Below are 22,380 nucleotides of genomic sequence, written 5' to 3' on the forward strand. Positions count from 1 at the left end.
GGAGAATTACTATGAATTTTGCAGCAATTATACATGAACCTAAAAGTTCCTTTTCATATGCATATAGTAAAGACAAGCTTCATATAAGGATAAAAACAGCCAAAAATGATGTAGATAATGTTGAACTTTTAGCAGTAGATCCATTTAATTGGATTCCAAGAAATGATGGAAGTGGAGTATATGATTTTGATATAGATTCAGTATATAAAATTAAAATGGTAAAGGAACAAATTACAAGGGATCATGATTGTTGGTTTGCAGAAATTAGCGATATAAAATGGAAGAGAATTAAATACTGTTTTATAATTGAAAATAAAGATGAAAAATATATATTAGGAAGCCATTATAGGCTTCCCTATACAAAAGATAAAAGTAAATTATATGATTTATTTAATTACTTTAATTATCCATATATAAATGAAGAAGATTTATATATAGCCCCAGATTGGGTATCTAATACTATTTGGTATCAAATATTTCCTAAAAGCTTTTATGGAGGAAATACTAGTATAGAAGGGAATTTGATTGGAATTATAGAAAAACTTGATTACATTAATGAAGCTGGGTTTAATGGAATCTATTTAAATCCTATATTTGAATCACCTAGTCAGCATAAGTATGATACCACAGACTATTTTAAAGTTGATGAAGAGTTAGGTGATAATGAGATTTTTGGTGAATTAGTTAAAGAAGCCCATAAACGTGGAATTAAAGTAATGTTAGATGCAGTATTTAATCATTGCGGATTTTTTCATCCGTATTGGCAAGATGTAGTAAGGAATGGAGAAAAATCTAAATACTATGATTGTTTTTATATACTAAATCCAGATAAGCCTATAGTAAATGGAAATTTGAAAAATGGTGTACCACAAGAAGTAGAAAGAGAAGAGTTAAATTATTATACATTTGCTTATACCCAATCTATGCCAAAGTGGAATACAAGTAATCCTATTGCAAGAGAATATCTTTTAAATGTTGCATGTTATTGGGTTGAAAAATATGATATAGATGGTTGGAGACTAGATGTTTCAAATGAAGTATCTCATGATTTTTGGAGAGAGCTTAGAAAAAGATTGAAGTCAATAAAGTCGGATGTATATATATTAGGTGAAAATTGGGATAATTCATATCCTTGGCTAAAAGGCGATCAATTTGATGCAGTTATGAATTATGAGTTTTCAATTCCTATTTGGTCTTATTTTCGCTTAAATAATACTGCTAAAATTAAATATAGCTCTAATGACTTTAAATTTGAGCTAAGTAAGTTATTAGTAGGATATCCAAAGCATTTAACTAAAAATCTTTTTAATCTTCTAGATAGCCATGATACAGAGCGATTTTTTAGTATAGTAAATGAAAAGGTAGAGGTTGCTAAGCTTGCATACTTGTTATTATTTACTTATCCAGGTTCTCCATGTATTTATTATGGCAGTGAAGTTGGTATGTCAGGTGGAGAGCATAAAAATAGACAACCAATGATTTGGGATGAAGCCAAGCAAAATAAGGAACTATTTCTATTTATAAAAAAATTAATACAATTGCGTAAAACTTATGAAAGCTTTAGAATAGAAAATTTTCAGTGGATGAATATAGAAATGGAAAACAATATTGTAATATATAAAAAGCAATGTGAAAAGGAAGTTCTATATGTAATTTTAAATAATAATAATATAAGTAAGAAAATAGCATTTCCAGAAGAGATAAAAGGAATAAAAGTTAAAGATTGTATAGAAGAAAATTATACTTTAATAGATAAAGAAATTGAACTTTTACCATATAACTATAAAGTCTATTTGCAAATTAAATAATATAGTCTATTTAATAAGGGGTGCCTAGGCACCCCTTAATTTACTACATAAAGTTATCTATTATGAGTTATTTAAAGTATTCTCCAAGGCTCTTCTATTTTTTCTTGAAGAATTGTATAGTCTACTTCTTTAACGATTTCTCTAGGAAGTTTAAGTTTTTTTAATTTTAGCTGAAAGTTGCTAGAAAATACTTTTAAAGATTTTCCTATTTGTTTAGTAGAAGAATTAAATATCTCTAAAGGTGTTAAAAAGTTTTTACTATCTCTAAATTCATCTAAGTACCTGGAGGCGTCTTTAACAGCATCATTTGCACATAAATTTATTTTATCTATTAATTGTTCATTAAATTCTTCAGGATATGTTAATTGAAGAACTATTCTATAATTAGTTATTCTTGTTTGTCTACAAGGAATCTTAGAGGTTATTTCTTCTCCATCTACTTCACCTAAATAATTGATTAAGAAGTCATCTCTTATTTCAGGAACTTCTATAGATGTTAAAACTTTTGTATAAATATTTCTTACACCATTAGATGAATATTCTTTTTTTGTATTTCTAAAGGAGTTAGAATTTTCAGTAGGTTCAATTTTAGAATCATTTGTAGAGTCATTTCGATAACAAATAAATGAATCTATTCTTCTTAAATCGACTCCAAAATAAACCCAAGTTCCTCTAAACCATCTAAAACCAGAAACAGTTTTACGATCAACATTTAGCAAGAATGCCCAATAATTTCTACCATTAGTCTCCCAAATATAAGTAAATTTGAATAAGCAAAAACTAATAGAACCAGGACTTACAGCTTTTGTGCTTGAATCTTTAGACTTAGAATCTTTTTTAGTACTAGCTCCTGAATTAAGTTTTTTTACCTCAGCACTATTTTTATTTGGTGTATAATTTGGTGGAGGACCTATATTTAAAGCGCTACCACTAGGAAAAGGAGAGTTACTTGCTGGAAAACCTGGAAATAAATTTCCGAATGGGGGAGGAGGTTGTAATCTTGAATCATCTGGATACAAGATTGAATCATCATCATTAAAATTCATTGATACACTCCTAATATAGTATTTCTATAATTATTATAAGAAAGTGTAGTTGAAATTGTTACTTTCATTTATATGTTTAATAGGTAACAATCTTATAATATTCGTAATACAAATATTATGAGGTGATTGTCTTGGGATAGAAATAAGGCATGCTAAATTAGAAGATTATAAATATATAAGTAACATTTCAAAAGAACTACACACATTTCATATTAAAAATAGGCCCGATGTATATAAAGAAGTAAATAAGACAATTTATAAATCATATTATAAAGAATTATTAGATGATGATAATGTGGAAATTATAGTAATAACTAGAGATAAAAAAGTAGTAGGATACACAATAATAAGGTATATAGAAATTAAAAATATAGATTTATTGCAAGATAAGTTCTTTGCTTATATAGATGAAATTTGTATAGATGAAAAAAATAGAAGAGAAGGATTTGGAAGAATGTTATTTGAGTATTCTTATGATTTAGTAAAGTTTAATGGAGCTGAAAGTTTGGAACTTGGTGTTTGGAGTTTTAATGAAAAGGCAATAGGATTTTATAAGGCTATGGGAATGGTGGAGAAGAATATAAGAATGGAGAAAAAATGAAAGAGTGAAAAGTTAAGGAGATAATTCACCTTCGTTGAATTATAGTGAAATAAAAGTAAGCTAGTTAAATAGCTAATAGTGAAAGTTAAGGAGGAAATTCAGATAAACCGAATTTTAGAGTAGGGAATTTTTATTAATTTTATAGGAGACTCATGAAGCGGTAGACCTTATAGAATTTATAAAACAAGAGTATATAATAATTTTAAAGGGAGTTGCGTTAATTTTGTGACTTCCTTTAAGTTTTAAATAATAGTAATTACTATATGATTGACAATAATTAATATAAAATTTTTTTATTAATTATATATCAAATAAATATATTTAGTAATAAATGTAAAAAAATATTGACTTTTCATGTATATACTGTATATAGTATACATATACAGAAAATACGGTTATGTGAGGTGAAATATGAAAATAATAGTTAGTAATTCATCTAAGCTTCCTATATATGAACAAATAGCTAATTCTATAAAAGAAGAGATTATAAATGGAACGTTAGAGCCAAATGAAAAATTACCTTCTATAAGGTCCTTAGCTAAGGATTTAAATATAAGTGTAATTACAACTAAAAGGGCTTACGAAGAGCTTGAAAGTCAAGGATTCATTGAAACTGTTGGGGGAAAGGGTTGTTATGTATCTTACTTTAATAAGGAACTTATTTATGAAGAAAAACTTAAGGAAATAGAAGAAAAGTTAGAAGAAATTATGCAAATAGCAAGAGCAATAAAATTAGAAAAGAAAGATATTTATAGCATGATAGATTTGTTATATGAAGGAGAATAGTATGATTAGGGTTGAGAATGTAAATAAAACTAGGGGTAAATTTAAACTAGAAGATATTTCTTTTGAATTAAAAGAAGGCTATATAATGGGGTTAATTGGGCCTAATGGTTCTGGAAAGACAACATTAATAAAAATGCTTCTTGGATTAACTAAAAGTGATAGTGGGGAAATAAAAATATTTGATAAGGATATTTTTGAAGATGAAATTTATATTAAAGATAATATTGGATTTGTTTTTGATAATTTAAATTTTTATTCTCACTTAAGTGTTAAAGATTTTAAGAAAATAGTCAGTAAAGCTTATTCAAAGTTTGATTCAAATCTTTTTGATTCTTATTTATGGCGATTTGGAATTCATAAAAAATTATATATTGGAGAACTTTCAAAAGGTGAAGCAATAAAGCTTATGATTGCTAATGCATTGTCTCATGATGCAAAGCTTTTAATATTAGATGAACCTACAGCAGGACTAGACCCTATCGTCAGAAAAGATATATTAAAGTTACTTCAACAAGAAATAGAAAATGGAAAAAGAAGTGTTATTATTTCTACTCATATAACTTCAGATTTAGATGGAATAGCAGATTATATAACATTTATTAACAAGGGAAAGTTAATTTTCTCACAAGATATGGAATGGATAAAAGAAAGATATAGAATTTTTAGAGGTTCAAAGGAAGAACTTGAAGAAAGTAAATTAAATTTTATTTCTATAAAAGAAACAAAGTATTATACAGAAGGCTTATTTATAAATAGAAAAGGATTAGATAGTGACAATATAAGTATTCCAAATTTAGAGGATATAATGTTTCACTATGTAAAGGAGGGGGAATAATGTTTAAGCTTATACAAAAAGATTTATTAGTAGGATTGAAAATTAAGTCATTGAAAGCTACAATCATTACATTTATATTTGGATTATTTTTATTAACCACTTTTTCATATATATTTCCAACTTTACTTCCAATGATGATTACCTTTATTGTAGTGATGAACAGCTTTTATTATGATAGTCTAAATAAAAGTGAAAGTTTTATTGCAAGTCTTGCACATAAAAGAGAAGATATAGTTTATTCAAAATATATATTAACAGTAACAATACTTTTTGTTTCATTAATTATGGTGTATGTATTATATGGAATAAACATACTAAGCTCTGTAAGGGTAATGGTTTTACAAGATGTATCTGTTAGCATGGCAACTATATTATTAAGTTTTTCAATTATAATACCTATTATATTAAAGTATGGTTATAAAATAGGGAGGATTGCTGCACCCATTATAACAATATTTGTAGGATATATGACTTATAAAAATACTAGTGCTTATGAATTTATAAATACAGGAAAAGAAACATTACTTATAAGTTTTTCAAGAAAAATAGGGACTTTAATTTTTAAAATATTTAATTTAAAAAATTATGATTATAAAATTATGTCAATGAATGTATACTTGATTCTTATATTTGGTATAGGATTAACGTTATTTATAATATCTCTTTATATTTCTTTAAGAATTTATAAAAATAAAGATTTAGCTTAGGAGGAGATTAAAATGAATAAAAAATTTATAAAAGTAAGTATAAGTATTTTTCTTTTTAGCCTTATCTTTATTTTAGGATTTAAATTTATTTTAGGAGATAAAGTTTTGTATAGTAATTCTGTTGATTTTGAACAGGGTGTGCCAGAGATAAATTATGTTGGATTAGAAGAAGATGATAATATATATAAGATAAAAATAAGTATAAAGAATACTAGTGATTATTATGCTAGTTTTAATAATATAAGTTTGCAGTTTACTGGGACTTCTCAAGGAGCTCCTATATTTAATGGATATGACAATGATGAAAGAAAAGCACTATTAAATCTTAAGCCAGGAGATAAATATAATTATAGTTCTTTCTTTGACCCTAATGAAGAAAGAGAATATGTATTTGAAGTATCTAAAGGAATAAGCTTTGATAAAGAGGTGTTTAATTCCAAAAACATAGATATAGGTTATAGTTATAAGTTATATAAGTATAGAGTTAATAACAATACTGTAATTGGTAGTGGAGCTAGTGGAGCAGGGTCAAAGCGTATAGAATGTTATATAGATATACTACAATAGAATGATAATTGGAAAATATCTGGGCCTCATGGGTACAAAAAAGGAAAAAAATATACACTATGAATTTTATTTCATAGTGTATATTTTTAGCTATTCAAATTATTTATTATGATTTAGGTATAATACTAATTACTTACTAAAATTATTACTTACTATCTTCTTTTGCATATATTTCTTCATAAGTTTTTTGTTCATCATTCATATTTTTTACTATTTCTTCTGATTTTTCTCTTCTACATTTTTTATTTAGCATGCATGCTAATCCATCCATGTACAACACCCCTTTAAATGTTCTTTTCTTTAATGTTATTATACTATATTATAATCAATTTATCAATAAAAGTTCCTAAATAATAATAGTTATTATTATATCAAGCCTGATAATTAATAAATTATCAAATAAGATAAGAGAAGTAGCATATAAGTTAATAAATCATATAGTTAATAATACATATTCTACACTTCACTAAATTATTTTAAAGTACATAGTATTTAAGTAAAGTTAGCATTTAAGCAACTTATATAAGAAATATATGCACTTAATTTAACTATTTTATTTAAATAAGCTTATTAGCTTTTAATCCTATAAGATTATAAAAATGTAGATTATTAATTAAAATATATACATATATTATTTCTAAAATTTAATAATATATACATGTAAAATAAAAAAAGATTATATTAAAAATTATTATTATGTTTAAAGTAAAATATCTAATATTTCTACTATTAGATAATTAAAGCTAATTCAAAAATAAATAATTTCAGATAAAGATAATTATTAGTTAATTTTTAATAAAATAATAGCTTTATATAAATATACATATAAAATACTCGATTAGTGTAAAAAAATGACATTAATTTATTTTTTTTACTTTACATATTATTACAAATGTAGCATGCAATAGCTTGTATAATATTATGTATACACCGGTATTGGCTAAAAAATAAATTAAAGAGGTGTTTTATGAAAAAAATTGCTACAATTTTATTATTAACAACTGCTGTAGTTACAGGAAATATTTTAAATGCTTCAGCTTATGGTTCTTACTTAGTATTAAACATTAATTCAAACCAAAGTATAGCTACTAGTTCGAATCAGTATATACCTAATGGAGGGTATATTTCTACTTACAATTACTCAAGTAGTAGTAATTATTTATATGCTGAATTATATAGGGATGATCCCGTTCCTATTCCAAATACTCTTATAGCATCAGAATATATGGCTCCTGGGGAATCCGTTAATAGAACCCTATATTCAATTGCAAGCGCACCACATTATACAGAATTAAATCCTGCTGGCCCAGGATATACAGGATGTAATGGAACTATAGGATACTATTTTAATTAAATAAAACTTATAAATGTAAGAGTGTGATATAATTACACTTTTACATTTAATTAATAAAAAGAGGAAAATATATGGATAAAATAATTAATTCTTTAAAAATACACAATTCAAATATAAAGCATAAGAAAATAATGATTATTATAGGAAGTTTAATCATTTTATTAAGCCAATATGTTAATTACTATTATTACGTGTTAGATAAAAATAAATTATATAATTCATTAAGGGGACAAACTTATGTTATTGCTATATTGACTTTATTTTTCATGATAAATGGATATTTTTTAGGTAAAAGCGAAGAAAAGGATAAATGTGAAGAAGTATTATCATGTATTACAAATGGAGAAATATTCAATTTAACAGGAAAGTTATTACTTGGAGTAATCTACTCACTAATTATTACAAGCGTTTTAGATATTCTTATAATTATTATTTATATGAAAATGGGTAACTTTCTATTATTTAAAGAAGTTATTAGCTTTATTTTTCAATATCATTTTATTCCTATATTAGTAGGATATCTTATTGGTTATATTGTTGGAAATAATATAAAAGGAAATAAGGGGTATTTATTGATAATATTATTATGGTTTTTACTTACACCGTTAAATAATGAGCTATTTAGAGTATTATCAAATATGTTTCATACTATTAATGTAAATTACCTAAAATGGTTATTAACCCAAGGATTTATTAATTCTGAAATGGAGATATATAACAGCATAATAGGAATAAACGTATCAATTACAATAGTAGTCAAAAATATAGTTATATTATTAATTTCTTTGGTGGTAGTTTATAGAAAATATATTAATAAAAAAATTATTATTCCTTCTATAAGTATTGTGATTATTTTTATATGTGGATATATGTACATAAATTCCAAAAGTATAGAAGTAGATATTTTTCAAAATAGGACACAATATGATTTTGTAAAATTCGAAAGAGAAAATCAAAATCCTAATATAAATTATATGATTGAAAGTGTAAATGTGAAAATTAATTTTGATAATAAAACGAAATTTGAATCAAAATTAGAGATAAATAATATAAAAGATGAAAATATAACTTTTTATCTACATCCGTTCTTTACTATAGAGAGTATATCCGATGAATTGGGACAAACTGTAAAATTTACAAGAGATAATGATGAAGTAAATATTGTATTAAATAGCACAGAAACTAAATCATTAGATATTAAATATTATGGATACAGCAAATACGGAATGTATATGAACATGGAGCAGGTATATCTTCCTAACTTTATTAACTATATACCTACTAATAGAACTGGTTTTACAGATGATAATGATATAGAATATTTTATTAGTACAAATTTATCTAATATTAGTTATTCGAATTTAGAATTTAAAGATGGTCAATTAAATGGAAAAAGTAATGATGGTGTTATATTATTGGCTACAGACCAATTAAAAGAAATAAAAATAGATTCCTATAATATTTACTATTCGCCTTCATTGTACAGTGAAGAAGATATTAAATTAAATCTAGAAAAAATAGTAAGTGGATATAAATTTTCTAATAAATTATTTAGTGATTTATTTAATAATGAGGAATATGATATTAAAAATATAGCTATTGTAAATATACCTCTATTACCTAGTTTGATAACAGTTTCAAATGAGTCTTTACTAGTTCAGGATTATAATTCTATAATTAATGATGGAGCATTTTTAGATTATATAATTAGGGGAGAGCTAAAAGGAAATTATCAAAATAATGCAACTAATAATATTTTGATAAATAATGTATATATAAATTTAATTAAAGAATATTCAAATAAAAGATATAATACAAACTTTATGATAAATAGTATCCCTAATGAGGATATAAATTATGATGAAGTAAAAAGAATAGAAAATTTAATAAATAAAATGAATATAGAAGACTTAAAAGAGTTTATAAATGACTATTATAATTTGATTAATAAAGGTGTTAATGTAACTAATATAAGTGAGCTAGTAGATTTATATGAAAAGAGGTATGGCATTGAGTAATATAGTTATTGAAAATTTATCTAAAAGCTACGGTAAGTTAAAGGTTTTAGATAATATTTCTATGGAAATTCCAAAGGGTAACTTTGGCTTGTTAGGTCCAAATGGAGCAGGAAAAACAACGCTAATGAGAACTTTAACAACATTGTTAGATATAGAAAAAGGTAATATTAGTTATGAAGATATAGAATGGAAAAATAAAAATAAAGTAAAAGAGATTATTGGATATTTACCACAAGAATTTTCTTTATACAAAAATGTTAAGTTATATGATGTTATATATTATTTGGCTAACCTAAAGGGTATAAAAAAGAATAATATAGATGAAGAAGTTATAAGCGTATTAGAATTAACGAAACTTAATGAACATAAAAACAAAAAGATAAGAGAACTTTCAGGTGGAATGTTGAGGAGAGCTGGTATAGCTCAGGCACTTATAGGCAATCCTAAAATACTTATAATTGATGAGCCAACGGCTGGACTTGATCCAGAAAGGAGAATTGAATTTAGAAATTTAATTAATGAATTATCAGGAGAAATAACATTAATAATATCAACACATATAGTTGAAGATTTAGAAGCAACTTGCGAAAATATTTGTGTATTAGATAAAGGAAAAATATTATTTAAGGGAAGAGTTGAAGAACTAAAAAATAGAGCCCAAGGTCATATTTTTGAAGGCATTTTTAATAAGGAAAAATTTAAAGATGTTGAAAAACTAATTCATGTAATTAATATAAGATATGAAGGAAATAAAATTAATGCTAGATTTGTATCTCATGAAGAGTTAAGTAAATATGAAAATTCTATTGTAGAAGTTAAACCAACACTTGAAGATGCATATTTCTATTTAAGGAAGTTAAAAAATGAAGAATAAAAATATATTAGAGATAAAAATTTTAGGAAAAGAAATATTTTTGTTTATTCTAATGTTTATAAGTGGCTTATTAATTTACTATTGGCTTATGAGAAAAACTAACATGGCAACATCTAGTTTTATGTTCTTTTCTGAATATTGCTTAACATTTTTTGCAGGAATAATGGGAGTTATTAATACAAAAGAATTAGTTGAGGACGATATTGGAGAAATACTATTTACTATAAAAGATGCAAAAAGGAAATTAGGTATAAATAGACAGTTTAGATTCATGATTTTTTATATAATACTATTAAGTATATATGTTTTTATTTCCTCATTAATATTTAAGGAAATAATATTTATTAATATATTGTTACAATTAATTGCTCAAAGCTTATTTATGAATTCTCTAGGTTTTCTTTTAGTTGTAGCATTTAAAAATAGTGGATTAGCCTTATCTGGAATAGGATTATATTCAGTAGTTTACTACTTTCTATACCTCATAATAAGAAATACATTCATTAATTTTCTAAATATATATGTAACAGGATATTTTGGGTTACCTATAGGTGAAACTGTTTTATTAACAATTAAATGCTTAATATATTCATTGAGTTTTTATATATGTGGACAAATAAATATAAAGAGATGATAATCGTTTAAAATAAAATATATATGTAAAAAAGCTGATATGATTTTCTCATATCAGCTTTTTTCGTGAACCTTTTTTCATTTACGTGCATATTTATAGAAAATTAAAAGGAGTTCATTTAGGAAAAAATACTTGTCATATATAGGCAAGGATAATGAATATATTTTAGTAAAAGGGGGGGAGTAAATGAACTTTGAAGAATTTATAAAAAGTGATAGAGAAAGCAGAAATAAAGAAAAGTTTGAAGGAACATTCCTTGATTATTTAGAAATAATAAAAGAAAACCCAGATATAGCTAAGCTTTCACATAAGCGAATTTATGATATGGTAGTTAGCAAGGGAATAGAAGTACTAAAGGGAGAAGAGAACCCTAAGGTTAAGAAAATATATGGAAATGAATCTATAAGAAAATATGGTTTTTTTAAGGATGATTTTTTTGGTATTGACAAAGTTATAATGAAGCTTGTAAATTATCTACACTCAGCTTCAATGAATGCTGAAGAATCTAGACAGGTTTTATACTTAGTTGGTCCAGTTGGAGCAGGTAAGTCATCTTTAGTAGAAGCTTTAAAGAAAGCATTAGTAGATTGTGCTCCTATATATTCATTAAAAGGTTGTCCAATGCATGAAGAACCATTACATTTAATACCTAAGCATTTAAGACCAAAATTTGAGGAATTATTAGGTTTAAAAATAGAAGGTGATTTATGTCCAGTTTGTAAGTATAAGCTGCTTAATAATTTAAATGGAGAATATGAAAAATTCCCAGTTGAAAGAAAGGGATTTTCTATTAGATCTAGAAAAGGAATTGGAGTTGTCCCACCGGTAGATCCTAACAATCAGGATACATCAATATTAACAGGTTCAATTGATATTTCTAAAATGGATATGTATTCAGAAGATGATCCAAGAATATTTTCACTAAATGGAGCATTTAACGTAGGTAATAGAGGATTAGTTGAATTTATAGAAGTATTTAAAAATGATGTGGAATATCTTCATACAATAATTACAGCAACACAAGAAAAATCTATTCCATCACCAGGTAAAGGATCTATGATTTACTTTGATGGTCTTATAATAGCACATTCAAATGAAGCTGAATGGAATAAATTCAAGTCAGATCATACAAACGAAGCTATTTTAGATAGAATTGTAAAAATAGAAGTTCCATACTGCTTAGAGCTTGATGAAGAAGTAAAGATATATGAAAAAATATTAAAAAAGAGTAACTTTAATGCTCACATAGCGCCACATACAATAGAAATTGCAGCTATGTTTGCTATTCTTTCAAGATTATCTCCATCAGCTAAGGTTGACCCTATAACAAAACTTAAAATTTATAATGGAGAAGATATAGTTGAAAAAGGTGGTACTAAGAGAATTGATATAAATGAATTAAGAGAAGAAGCCGGTTCATATGAAGGCATGAAGGGCATAAGTACAAGATTTATAATTAAAGCAATAGATAATGCTTTATCTAGTTCAGAGCATAACTGCATAAATCCATTAAGTATAATGGAGAGTATAATAAAATCAGTTAAGGAAATGGACATAGCGGCGGAAGATAAGAAAAAATATCTTGGCTTTATGCAAGATACTATAAGAAAGGAATATAACAAAATTCTTGAAAAAGAAATTACAAAAGCCTTTATTCATTCCTTTAGAGAACAGGCTGAAAGTTTATTTGATAACTATATAGATAATGCAGAAGCCTTTGTGAATAAGAGTAAAATTAAGGATATATCTACTGGTGAAGAATTAAATCCAGATGAAGAATTTATGAGAAGTATAGAAGAACAAATTGGGGTTTCAGAAAATTCATGTAAGGGATTTAGAGCAGATGTTACTTCATATATGTTCTATTTAATTAGAAATGGAAGCAAAATAGACTATACATCCTATGAACCTTTAAAAGAAGCTATAGAAAAGAAACTTATGGCATCTGTTAAGGATCTTTCAAGAATAATAACTAAATCTAGAGTTAGAGATACAGAACAAGCTGAAAAATATAACTCTATGGTTGAGGAAATGCAAAATAATGGATACTGCTTACATTGTTGTGATGTCATATTAAAATATGCTGCAAACAACTTGTGGAAGGATTGATAAAAATGGCAATCTTTAGAGACAGTGCAGATAACCCATTAGAGCATGATAGATCCATAGAAGATAGAAGAAGGCATAGGCAATTAGTAGAAAAGTCCATAAAGGAAAATTTGGGAGATATTCTTTCAGAGGAAAGTATAATTGGGGAAAGTAAAAATAAGAAGTTTAAAATTCCAATTAGGGGTATAAAAGAATATCAATTTGTATTTGGGCGAAATAATAAGGGGGTTGCCACAGGAGTCGGAAATGAGAGGCGTGGAGATAAGATTTCAGATGGAAGTCAGGGATCTGGAAAGAATGGGAATAAAGGAGCAGGAAATTCTCCAGGGGATGATGTCTATGAAACTGAAATAACAATGGAAGAGCTTATGGATTATATTATAGAGGACCTAGAACTTCCTAATTTGGATAGGAAAAAATACTCTGAAATAATAACTGAAAGTGCAGGGAGAAAGCGGGGATATCAAAGATATGGAATAAATCCAAGGCTTGCAAAGAAAAAGACAGTTATAGCAAAAATGGCAAGGAAGCAAGGAAAAAAGAGAGCCTTATTAGAAGAAGGAATAAACACTAAAATATCTAGATTTCCTTTTAGAGAAGAAGACCTTAGGTATTACAAAGTTAAGAAAAAACCTAAAAAGGAAAGTAATGCGGTAATGATATTTATCATGGATGTATCAGGATCTATGGATAGCAGTAAAAAGTATTTAGCGAGATCATTATTCTTTGTTTTATCTAGGTTTATAAGAAGAAAATATAATAATATAGCTTTTGAGTTTATATCTCATACAACGGTTGCAAAAAGAGTAAATGAATATGAATTTTTCCATAAAGCAGAATCAGGTGGAACCTATATTTCAAGTGGACTTAATGTAGCTTTAAATTTAATTGCACAAAAATATCCACCAGAAATGTGGAATATTTATCCTATATATGCTAGTGATGGGGATAACTGGAGTGAGGATAACGAAAGAGCTATGAAATCTGTAAGAGATTTATGTGAAGTAAGCAATATGTTTGGATATGCAGAGCTATTACCTTCCACTTACTCTACAACAATGTACTATAGATTTAATAAAGAAATAAATTATAAAAATTTTGTTTCTGTAATAGTAAAAGAAAAGAAGGATTTATGGGATGCATTGAAGATAATGTTATCTAAAGAGCTAAAGGAGGAATAGCTATGGAATACAATGTGAGTACTTTAGAAGCTTGGAATGAAATTATTGAAGCAAAGGCAAGGGAATTTGGACTAAATTTTTATCCGCAAGAGTTTGAAATAATAGGGTTTAATGAAATGTTAGGATATGAGGCATATGTTGGTATGCCTTCTAAATATCCTCATTGGAGTTATGGAAAAGCGTATGATAAAAATAAAACCTTATATTCATTAAATATGACTGGATTAGCCTATGAAATGGTAATAAACTCAAATCCTTGTCTTGCATATTTGATGAGAGAAAATACGTTACTTCTACAAATACTAACAATGGCACATGTTTATGGGCATAATGATTTCTTTGCAAATAATAGAATGTTTGTAGAGGGAACTAATGCTAAAGGTGCATTAGAGATGTTTAAGCTAGATGCAGAAATAATTAGGGGATATATTAACGACCCAAGTATAGGATATGAAAAAGTTGAAAAAATACTAGATGCAGCTCATGCAATTAAATTTCAAATACCTAGAGTTGTTGGAATAAAAGAATTAAGTAGTGAAGAGATAAAAGAGAGTTTAATTGAAGATTATTATTTAAAAAAAGAAAATAGAGGGATATTAGAGGAAAATAAGGATATTCCATTTCCCAATATATCTAAAATACCGGTAGAGCCATTTGATGATGTTATTGGATTTATAATTAAATATAGCTCCTTAGAAGAATGGGAAAAAAATATATTAAGAATAGTAAAAAGAGAAACCAAATACTTTATGCCACAAATAGAGACCAAAATAATGAATGAAGGATGGGCAAGCTTTTGGCATTATAATATATTAAAAGAACTAGATCTTGAGGAAGGACTGCATTTTGAATTTTTAAAAAGGCATAATGATGTTGTAGCACCTATTATAGGAGGATTAAATCCGTATTATATAGGGTTTAAAGTATTCCAAGATATTGAAAGAAGATACGGACGAGATAAGATTTTTGAGGTTAGAAAATTAGAGCGAGATAGTTCATTCTTGAGAAGGTATTTAACTCAAGAGCTTTGTGAAGATCTTAATTTATTTCAATATGCTAAAAAAAGTTTTGATTACGTAATTGAAGAAGTACCAGATGAAATTGGTTGGAAGCAAATAAGAGATTACTTAGCAGATACTTGTGGTGTTGCATCAATTCCATATATAAGGGTTACTGATTTAAATAAAAGGGATTTAAGCATAACATTAGAACATTTCTTCGATGGGCGTGAGCTTGAAATGTCATATGCAAAAGAAACCTTAAAATATGTTCAAGACTTATGGGGGCATAAGGTGACTTTAATAACCAAAACAAAAGAAGGTAAAAGTGTAGAAATAGTTTGTAATGAAGACAGAAAAATATTTATTAATTAAAGTAAGTTCTAAATTGCAAATAAAGGCTACGATAAATAGATATGTTTCATAAGCTAAATATCTACGAAAAGGAGTACTAGTCTCGGAGAACTACTATGCCAAGAGTTTTGGTTAAACTTGCTGCGCTTAGACAAACCAACAACACTAAGGCATAGTAGTTCTTCCTTCACCAAATACTTCTAGTTTCTCGTTATATGCTTATTTTACCGTCTATTTACCTTCGACAACTCATATTAAGAATTTAAATTAATAATAAATTAAGTTATTAGTAAAAAATAATTGAGGAGGGACATTAAAATTTAGTTAAGCGTAGCAGACTATAATTGAGTTTGCTAACTGTTAATTGTTACCTTTTACCTAAGAAGCTTACTTCGCAAAATAAATCTAAAGTTTACATTTAGCATTTGTTACCTGATACCTGTTCCCTGTTATCTAAAAAAATAAAAACAACTATGCACTGTGCCTTGTGAACTATGAACTGAAAAATGCTTCGCAAAATATTACATAAGGTCACATTTAAATGATATATTGCATAAAATATAAGCGTATAAAGTTTTAGGAGAGAAGAATGGAACTAAAAGGAAGTAAAACAGAACAAAATTTATATAAGACATTTGCAGGTGAATCAAGAGCAAGAAGTAGATACAATTTATACGCTGAAAGAGCAAGACTTGATGGCTATCAATGGGTAGGAGAAATATTCGATGAAATAGCAAATAATGAATTAGCTCATGCAAGAGAAGTATATGGAAAGTTCTTGAATTTGGTAATATGTACAAAGAACAATTTGGAAGATTGCATTTTAGGGGAAAGATCAGAATACGAAGATATTTACAAGAGATACGAAGAAGAGGCGAGAACAGAAGGATTCACTGAAATAGCTGATTTTTATAAGGAATTAGCAGAAACAGAAGAAAATCATGCTCAAACTTTTAAAGTTCTATATGACAGGATTGAAGATGGAACAATGTTCAAGGGACCAAAAGGATCATTGTGGGTATGTATGAATTGTGGGTATGTACATGAAGGTGAAGAGGCTCCAATAATATGTCCACTATGTAAATATCCTAGAGCTTATTATAAACCATATTATAAGATCAGCAATGATTAAGGAGGATAGTATAGTGTTTATATCAATACCAAAAGAATTTTTTGTCCCTGTATTGTTTAATGAAGAGTTTAGATATAATTTTGAATCTAATACTATGGATTATGAAACTGAAAGTGAAATAAAAGAAGAGCAAGTTGAAAGTTGTAGATGGAGATTAGCAGATAAAGAAGATTCTGTAGAAGCTTATCATGGAAATGAAACAGAAGAAATACAAGAAGAGGAGATTCAAAACATAGAAGATAAAGTCATGGAGGAAAAGATAGCAAGTTACATGAAAGCATTTATGATATATATTGCTGCTCTTGAAGAGAGTTGTGAAGGGAAAAATAAAGAGGAAGAATTAAAGAAGTCAAATGAATATGCAAATAGATTTAGAAAAATATATGATGAATATAAAAAGATAATTTCAGAAATTAAAGAACCTTTAAGTGATGTTGATAAGGAGAGCTTAGTAAATTACTATATGGGAGAGTTTGAAGCAATGTATCAAGAACATTTAGGTTCATTAAAATGCAAAGAAGAGGATTATGAATATATAAGTAGAGCAATAGAGGAAGTTCTAGAAGAAACAAGAAAGATATTAAAAGAAAGCATAGATGCTTTAAATGATGAAATTATACGTAAACAAAAGAATCAAAAATTAGAAGACAGATTTAAATATGCATCTGAAATTTATAACAAAATAGATGATGAATTTTCAAGTGAATCCATAGAAATGGAAGCAGAAAAAAACAAAAATAATATATAAGTTTAGCATATATTACCTTACAGAATAGAGAGAGGTGATTAATTGCAATATAGAAATTTAATTAAATCTCATTATAATGAAATCAATAACCTAACAAATCTACTTAGTTCTATGGTGAACTCATATAGGCTTTTAGTAGGAGGAGCAAATGAACTAAATAATATATCAGAAGCTAAAAAAAGTCAGGTTAAAGAAGCTGTGAAAAGAGCTGATGATTTAGGTGAAATAATAGATGAAATAATTAAGACTTTAGACGAATGTAGTACATCTTATACAAAGTATTGTAAAATTAAAAAACAATATGTTGATGAAAAAACAAATAAAGATAATATATTGACAGAGATCGATTATGAAGTACAATTCGATAATTCAGAAAGGGAATATGAAGAATAAATTATTTTAAAAAAGCTATTTCAAATATATTTGAAATAGCTTTAGATTTAATTTCATTATTATAGTTTTTTTAGTTTGAAAGTACTAACCATAAGATAAGCTCCAAGCATTAAAAGAACAATTGGAATCCATGGTGTTATTTTATAGTTTAATGTAAAAAATACAAATATGGCTATAAAGCTTCCTGCAATAGTTATAGGAATTCCAGTATAAACACCGTCAAAAGAAGATGTGTTATATCTAGCCAATCTGAAAGCTCCACATATAGGAAATGCTAATAAAACAGCAAAGCCTATTATTCCAGCTGGACCTACTTTTTCTAAATCATACATTAAAAATGTAAGAATAGATGGTGCTACTCCAAAGGATACTAAATCAGCTAGAGAATCTAATTCTTTTCCAAGCTCACTTGTAACATTTAACCATCTAGCTATTCTTCCATCATATCTATCTACAAGTGCTGCTATTATTATAAAGAAGCAAGCAAATAAATAATTTTTTTCAAATGTGTATAAAATAGATATTATGCCACACGATAAATTAATGAATGTAAAAACATTTGGAATACAACTCTTTTTCATAAAATCACTCCTGGTTTAAAAAATACTAAGCAAAGTTAATGCTTTCTTAATATTTTATTATCAATGCAATATTATAACATATATTTAAAATAAATATAAGATGTTTAGAGATTAAATTAATTATTAAGATAAAATTAATAAATTAAGATAAAATTAATAAATTAAGGAAATATTTAATTTGATTTATATGTAAAATATAGTAATATACTATATATATGTTTCAATCAATAATCTACATCATCTTTTACTTAAATTAATATAAGCTGTTAAAATAATTTAGTTAAGAGTAGAATATTTATTGCAACTTCTATACTTATTATATGGAATTATATAATTAATAATACAATAAACCTAGGAGGGGTAATGTGAAAAAGGTAAAATTTATTTATAACCCATACTCAGGAGAAAATTTGATATTAGATCAATTGGATAAGGTTATAAAAATACACCAAGACGCAGGATACACGATTGTCCCGTATAGAATAAATAAAGAAGTAGATGTTATAAATGCTTTTAATGACTTTAAAGAAAATAATTATTATTACGTGTTGATTGCTGGGGGAGACGGAACCATAGATAATGTTGTTAATGCTATGGCGAAATGTGGAATATCAGTTCCAATAGGAATATTACCAGTTGGAACAGCAAACGATTTTGGTAAATTTTTAGGAATGCCATCAGATATATCAAAGGCATGTAAACAAATATTATCATCAGAAGTTACACCAGTAGATTTAGGAAGTATAAATGATAAATACTTTGTAAATGTTGCAAGCACAGGTTTATTTACTGATGTATCACAAAAGACAGATGTAAATTTAAAAAATACAATAGGAAAGTTAGCATATTATCTAAAGGGATTAGAAGAACTTCCAAACTTTAGAAAACTTGACATAAAAATTGATTCAGAAGAGATGAAATACGAAGGTAAAATGTATTTTATGTTAGTTTTTAATGGTCAAACAGCAGGTAATTTCAAGCTAGCAACACAAGCAAATGTTACTGATGGGCAATTAGATGTTATTATATTTAAGGCAATTCCAATAATAGAATTAATACCTTTATTTGTTAAAGTATTAAGAGGAGAACATTTAGATTCAGATAATGTTATTTATTTTAAAACTAATAACTTATATATAGAATCTTATGAAGATATCGTAACTGATATAGATGGTGAAAAGGGACCAGACTTTCCACTTAATATAAAGTGTATAAAAGGTGGACTAAAAATTTTGGGAGTAAAATAATATAAAACTAGAATAAAATAAGACTTTTTTTAATAATTATAAGTAGCAGTAATAAAAAGGTAGGAGTGCAATTGTTAGAATTCAGCTATTTATGTCTTTTGTTATTTATAATTACATTTATTTTATATCTAGGGAAAAAGAATATAGACTTATCACCTAAAAAAATTAAATTATTTATAAGTATCTTATTAATACCAATGATATTAAGATGTATAGTGCTATTATGTGGAGTGATAATAGAAAAACAAGGAATAATATATTTTTTAAAAGAATATGCATTGCTCAATTACTTTAGTATTCCATTAATTATACTATCATCCTTATATATCTTTTTAAGAAATGAAAGAATAAAATTCAGTAGAAATTATATTTTTATGGTAATATTAGGGTTACTATATGGACTTTTAGTATATACATATAAGTTTAGTATAAGTATAACTAATAATTTTGGATTCATTATTTCAATAGAAAATGGAATAATACCAATTTTAATATATTTAATCATATTAGCGTCTTTAGCAGTATTTATATTAATTAATTTAGACAAACCGTTTTCTAATAAAGCTGGTATGAGGATGCTTTTAATAAGCTTAATTATCTACATAGTAGAATACATTTTATTGTTAGGTGGAATAAGCTTATATCCATATGTTATAATTGGAGAAGTATTAATATTAGGCTGCTTATTAAAGTCTATATATACATTTAAATAAAAAAAGATAGTTTGAAAATACCTATATACTAGACACTTATAAAAGGTGTCTAAGTTTATAGGTGTTTTTTATGTGTATTTTTATAAAAAGTGAATAGTGAAGTGTTTAAAACCTTCTCTAATTTTTCCACTTTTTCATTCTTTAATATTTAACTATTAAAAAGGTTGCCTTTTTGGTGGTTTTTAATATAATATAATATTGGAGAATATATGTACAACAAAATAAAAGATATTTATTCTAAATAAATAAGGGGTGAATTTAAATGGAGGGTGTCCCTCAGAGTATTAACTTATCAAAATTGAATATTAGAGTTTTAGGGGAGATAAACTTCATTATAAATTAATTATATTCCATTTTATTTTATTAAATTTATTGTTTAACTCCTCTAAAAGTGAGGAGGAAAAGATATGAAGAAATTATCAGTATTTCTATATACAAATATCCTGGGAAGAAAGATCTTTGATGAATTTGACGAAAGTCTTGGAGAACTTAAAGATATATATGTAACCACTGAAGATGGGTATCCTAGAGTAATTGGTTATAAAGTCAAAAGAGATGGATCAACTTTTCACTATGAATTTAGAAGCATTAATTTTTATCAGCAAGAAAATAGGATAAAAATAGTGACAAGAGGAAGTAAAGAAATACTCCCAAGAACTTATTCTTATCTTTTATCAGAACATTTACTTGATAAAAAAATAGTAGATATAAATGGAAAGCAAGTAGTAAGAGTTGATGATTTAAGAATAGCAGAAATTGCTGGAGAATACAGGGTAATAGCAGTAGAAACAGGTCCTCTTGCAAGATTTAGAAGGATGAATTGTGCAAAGCTTGGTAGTTTTATATACAAGATACTTAGGAAAGATTATGATGATAGAGTTTTAATGTGGGATGATGTTGAATCTTTAGAAATGGTAAATAATAATTTACAAATAGCAGTTCCATATAAAAAACTTTCAACTCTTCATCCAGCAGATCTTGCAGATATACTAGAGAATCTAGATGCAAGTTCAAGAAAACAAATCTTTGAATCATTAGATGAAGACTTGGCAGCAGATACATTGGAAGAGATAGAACCTGAATATAAAGGTAGTATTATAAAAGAATTAAGTGAAACAAAAGCAGCTGAACTTTTAGAGAATATGCCAAATGATGAGATTGCAGATATATTAGATGATTTGGATGACGAAGAAAGAGAAAAAATTCTTATAAACTTAGAAAAAGAAGATGCTGAAGAAGTAAAAGAACTTTTAAGATATGAAGATGAAGCCGTTGGTAGTATAATGAGCACAGATTTTATTTCTTTTAATTTAGATATAACAATAGGAGAAATAATAGATATATTAAGAGAAATGGAAGAACCAGAAGAAGATGAATTATATAGAATTTATATTACAGACGAGGAAGATAGAATATTAGGATCAATAAACCCATCAGATTTAATTTTAAATAAGCCTGATGTTAAAGTTAAAGATATAATGAGTGAAAATATAGAAGTTATTAGACATGATGTTAATGTAGATGAAGCAATAGAACTTGCAGCTAAATATGATTTGTTAGCAATACCAGTAATTGATGAAGAAGACAAGTTAATTGGAGCTGTAAATACTCATGATTTAATAGATGAAATATTATATCCACTTTGGAAGAAAAAAATAAGATAAAAGTAAGTGGATTTGCAATTAGAGTTTTAC

22 protein-coding genes are annotated in these 22,380 nt (G+C 26.4%); 19 read left to right on the forward strand and 3 right to left on the reverse strand.

The features are described from left to right. Positions 1 to 11: 11 nt before the first annotated feature. Positions 12 to 1,808, forward strand: a complete 1,797-nt coding sequence (locus AAT22_RS03585; protein WP_047000282.1) for a glycoside hydrolase family 13 protein — start codon at positions 12 to 14, stop codon at positions 1,806 to 1,808. A gap of 71 nt (positions 1,809 to 1,879) precedes the next feature. On the opposite strand, the gene AAT22_RS03590 is transcribed toward AAT22_RS03585, so the two are convergent. Further along, entirely contained in the window at positions 1,880 to 2,854 is a 975-nt protein-coding gene (locus AAT22_RS03590) for a hypothetical protein (RefSeq protein ID WP_047000283.1), read from the reverse strand. Between the two features lie 211 nt (positions 2,855 to 3,065). On the opposite strand from AAT22_RS03590, the gene AAT22_RS03595 reads away from it, so the two are divergent. From AAT22_RS03595 to AAT22_RS03615, 5 genes are all read left to right on the forward strand, one after another. After that, positions 3,066 to 3,455 carry a GNAT family N-acetyltransferase gene (locus AAT22_RS03595; RefSeq protein WP_278279790.1) on the forward strand — a complete coding sequence of 130 codons (390 nt, stop codon included), beginning with the start codon at positions 3,066 to 3,068 and terminating at the stop codon, positions 3,453 to 3,455. Positions 3,456 to 3,866: 411 nt separating this feature from the next. Next, a complete protein-coding gene (locus AAT22_RS03600; RefSeq protein ID WP_016208976.1) occupies positions 3,867 to 4,241 on the forward strand; it encodes a GntR family transcriptional regulator in 375 nt (124 codons plus the stop codon). A 1-nt stretch (position 4,242) separates the two neighbouring features. Next, complete coding sequence (locus tag AAT22_RS03605; RefSeq protein ID WP_047000285.1) at positions 4,243 to 5,076, forward strand: ABC transporter ATP-binding protein; 834 nt, start codon at positions 4,243 to 4,245, stop codon at positions 5,074 to 5,076. After that, positions 5,076 to 5,783, forward strand: a complete 708-nt coding sequence (locus AAT22_RS03610; RefSeq protein WP_047000286.1) for an ABC-2 transporter permease — start codon at positions 5,076 to 5,078, stop codon at positions 5,781 to 5,783. The genes AAT22_RS03605 and AAT22_RS03610 overlap by 1 nt, the downstream gene beginning before the upstream one ends. Positions 5,784 to 5,795: 12 nt before the next feature. Beyond that, positions 5,796 to 6,350: a hypothetical protein gene (locus tag AAT22_RS03615; protein ID WP_047000287.1), complete on the forward strand. Its 555-nt coding sequence runs from the start codon at positions 5,796 to 5,798 to the stop codon at positions 6,348 to 6,350. Positions 6,351 to 6,495: 145 nt separating this feature from the next. On the opposite strand, the gene AAT22_RS19520 is transcribed toward AAT22_RS03615, so the two are convergent. After that, positions 6,496 to 6,621 (reverse strand): hypothetical protein, encoded by a 126-nt coding sequence (locus AAT22_RS19520; RefSeq protein ID WP_278279789.1) that lies wholly within the window; start codon positions 6,619 to 6,621, stop codon positions 6,496 to 6,498. A 696-nt stretch (positions 6,622 to 7,317) separates the two neighbouring features. Here AAT22_RS19520 and AAT22_RS03620 point away from each other — a divergent pair. From AAT22_RS03620 to AAT22_RS03665, 10 genes are all read left to right on the forward strand, one after another. Further along, positions 7,318 to 7,704, forward strand: a complete 387-nt coding sequence (locus AAT22_RS03620) for a hypothetical protein (RefSeq protein ID WP_016209211.1) — start codon at positions 7,318 to 7,320, stop codon at positions 7,702 to 7,704. A gap of 71 nt (positions 7,705 to 7,775) precedes the next feature. Continuing rightward, positions 7,776 to 9,722: a hypothetical protein gene (locus tag AAT22_RS03625; protein ID WP_047000288.1), complete on the forward strand. Its 1,947-nt coding sequence runs from the start codon at positions 7,776 to 7,778 to the stop codon at positions 9,720 to 9,722. Continuing rightward, the gene (locus AAT22_RS03630; RefSeq protein ID WP_016208764.1) at positions 9,715 to 10,596 is read left to right on the forward strand and encodes an ATP-binding cassette domain-containing protein; all 882 of its coding nucleotides are present in this window, start codon (positions 9,715 to 9,717) and stop codon (positions 10,594 to 10,596) included. The genes AAT22_RS03625 and AAT22_RS03630 overlap by 8 nt, the downstream gene beginning before the upstream one ends. Then, positions 10,586 to 11,230 (forward strand): hypothetical protein, encoded by a 645-nt coding sequence (locus tag AAT22_RS03635; RefSeq protein WP_016208763.1) that lies wholly within the window; start codon positions 10,586 to 10,588, stop codon positions 11,228 to 11,230. The genes AAT22_RS03630 and AAT22_RS03635 overlap by 11 nt, the downstream gene beginning before the upstream one ends. A 186-nt stretch (positions 11,231 to 11,416) precedes the next feature. Next, positions 11,417 to 13,339, forward strand: a complete 1,923-nt coding sequence (locus AAT22_RS03640) for a PrkA family serine protein kinase (RefSeq protein WP_047000289.1) — start codon at positions 11,417 to 11,419, stop codon at positions 13,337 to 13,339. Positions 13,340 to 13,344: 5 nt separating this feature from the next. Continuing rightward, a complete protein-coding gene (gene yhbH / locus AAT22_RS03645; protein ID WP_047000290.1) occupies positions 13,345 to 14,520 on the forward strand; it encodes a sporulation protein YhbH in 1,176 nt (391 codons plus the stop codon). A gap of 2 nt (positions 14,521 to 14,522) precedes the next feature. Further along, a complete protein-coding gene (locus tag AAT22_RS03650) occupies positions 14,523 to 15,893 on the forward strand; it encodes a SpoVR family protein (protein ID WP_047000291.1) in 1,371 nt (456 codons plus the stop codon). Between the two features lie 568 nt (positions 15,894 to 16,461). Continuing rightward, positions 16,462 to 17,004, forward strand: coding sequence for a rubrerythrin family protein (locus tag AAT22_RS03655; protein WP_047000292.1), 543 nt, complete (start codon positions 16,462 to 16,464; stop codon positions 17,002 to 17,004). A gap of 13 nt (positions 17,005 to 17,017) precedes the next feature. Beyond that, positions 17,018 to 17,752 carry a hypothetical protein gene (locus AAT22_RS03660; protein WP_016208758.1) on the forward strand — a complete coding sequence of 245 codons (735 nt, stop codon included), beginning with the start codon at positions 17,018 to 17,020 and terminating at the stop codon, positions 17,750 to 17,752. A gap of 42 nt (positions 17,753 to 17,794) precedes the next feature. Continuing rightward, positions 17,795 to 18,145 carry a hypothetical protein gene (locus AAT22_RS03665; protein WP_047000293.1) on the forward strand — a complete coding sequence of 117 codons (351 nt, stop codon included), beginning with the start codon at positions 17,795 to 17,797 and terminating at the stop codon, positions 18,143 to 18,145. 59 nt (positions 18,146 to 18,204) lie between these two features. Here AAT22_RS03665 and pssA read toward each other — a convergent pair whose 3' ends face one another. Beyond that, entirely contained in the window at positions 18,205 to 18,726 is a 522-nt protein-coding gene (gene pssA / locus AAT22_RS03670) for a CDP-diacylglycerol--serine O-phosphatidyltransferase (protein WP_047000294.1), read from the reverse strand. 365 nt (positions 18,727 to 19,091) lie between these two features. Here pssA and AAT22_RS03675 point away from each other — a divergent pair, with 365 nt between their 5' ends. From AAT22_RS03675 to AAT22_RS03685, 3 genes are all read left to right on the forward strand, one after another. Then, the gene (locus tag AAT22_RS03675; RefSeq protein WP_047000295.1) at positions 19,092 to 19,973 is read left to right on the forward strand and encodes a YegS/Rv2252/BmrU family lipid kinase; all 882 of its coding nucleotides are present in this window, start codon (positions 19,092 to 19,094) and stop codon (positions 19,971 to 19,973) included. Positions 19,974 to 20,170: 197 nt separating this feature from the next. Continuing rightward, positions 20,171 to 20,686, forward strand: coding sequence for a hypothetical protein (locus AAT22_RS03680; RefSeq protein ID WP_242849780.1), 516 nt, complete (start codon positions 20,171 to 20,173; stop codon positions 20,684 to 20,686). Between the two features lie 407 nt (positions 20,687 to 21,093). Next, positions 21,094 to 22,350 carry a CBS domain-containing protein gene (locus tag AAT22_RS03685; RefSeq protein WP_047000296.1) on the forward strand — a complete coding sequence of 419 codons (1,257 nt, stop codon included), beginning with the start codon at positions 21,094 to 21,096 and terminating at the stop codon, positions 22,348 to 22,350. Positions 22,351 to 22,380 lie beyond the last annotated feature (30 nt).

Source organism: Clostridium sp. C8 (assembly GCF_001010885.1).
GTDB lineage: Bacteria > Bacillota > Clostridia > Clostridiales > Clostridiaceae > Clostridium > Clostridium sartagoforme.

What these genes read in the sequence shown, in the direction of transcription:
- AAT22_RS03585 (WP_047000282.1), top strand. Translation starts at nt 12, where the DNA reads ATGAATTTTGCAGCAATTATACATGAACCTAAAAGTTCCTTTTCATAT.
- AAT22_RS03590 (WP_047000283.1), bottom strand. Translation starts at nt 2,854, where the DNA reads ATGAATTTTAATGATGATGATTCAATCTTGTATCCAGATGATTCAAGA.
- AAT22_RS03600 (WP_016208976.1), top strand. Translation starts at nt 3,867, where the DNA reads ATGAAAATAATAGTTAGTAATTCATCTAAGCTTCCTATATATGAACAA.
- AAT22_RS03605 (WP_047000285.1), top strand. Translation starts at nt 4,243, where the DNA reads ATGATTAGGGTTGAGAATGTAAATAAAACTAGGGGTAAATTTAAACTA.
- AAT22_RS03610 (WP_047000286.1), top strand. Translation starts at nt 5,076, where the DNA reads ATGTTTAAGCTTATACAAAAAGATTTATTAGTAGGATTGAAAATTAAG.
- AAT22_RS03615 (WP_047000287.1), top strand. Translation starts at nt 5,796, where the DNA reads ATGAATAAAAAATTTATAAAAGTAAGTATAAGTATTTTTCTTTTTAGC.
- AAT22_RS19520 (WP_278279789.1), bottom strand. Translation starts at nt 6,621, where the DNA reads ATGGATGGATTAGCATGCATGCTAAATAAAAAATGTAGAAGAGAAAAA.
- AAT22_RS03620 (WP_016209211.1), top strand. Translation starts at nt 7,318, where the DNA reads ATGAAAAAAATTGCTACAATTTTATTATTAACAACTGCTGTAGTTACA.
- AAT22_RS03625 (WP_047000288.1), top strand. Translation starts at nt 7,776, where the DNA reads ATGGATAAAATAATTAATTCTTTAAAAATACACAATTCAAATATAAAG.
- AAT22_RS03635 (WP_016208763.1), top strand. Translation starts at nt 10,586, where the DNA reads ATGAAGAATAAAAATATATTAGAGATAAAAATTTTAGGAAAAGAAATA.
- AAT22_RS03640 (WP_047000289.1), top strand. Translation starts at nt 11,417, where the DNA reads ATGAACTTTGAAGAATTTATAAAAAGTGATAGAGAAAGCAGAAATAAA.
- yhbH (WP_047000290.1), top strand. Translation starts at nt 13,345, where the DNA reads ATGGCAATCTTTAGAGACAGTGCAGATAACCCATTAGAGCATGATAGA.
- AAT22_RS03650 (WP_047000291.1), top strand. Translation starts at nt 14,523, where the DNA reads ATGGAATACAATGTGAGTACTTTAGAAGCTTGGAATGAAATTATTGAA.
- AAT22_RS03655 (WP_047000292.1), top strand. Translation starts at nt 16,462, where the DNA reads ATGGAACTAAAAGGAAGTAAAACAGAACAAAATTTATATAAGACATTT.
- pssA (WP_047000294.1), bottom strand. Translation starts at nt 18,726, where the DNA reads ATGAAAAAGAGTTGTATTCCAAATGTTTTTACATTCATTAATTTATCG.
- AAT22_RS03680 (WP_242849780.1), top strand. Translation starts at nt 20,171, where the DNA reads ATGATATTAAGATGTATAGTGCTATTATGTGGAGTGATAATAGAAAAA.
- AAT22_RS03685 (WP_047000296.1), top strand. Translation starts at nt 21,094, where the DNA reads ATGAAGAAATTATCAGTATTTCTATATACAAATATCCTGGGAAGAAAG.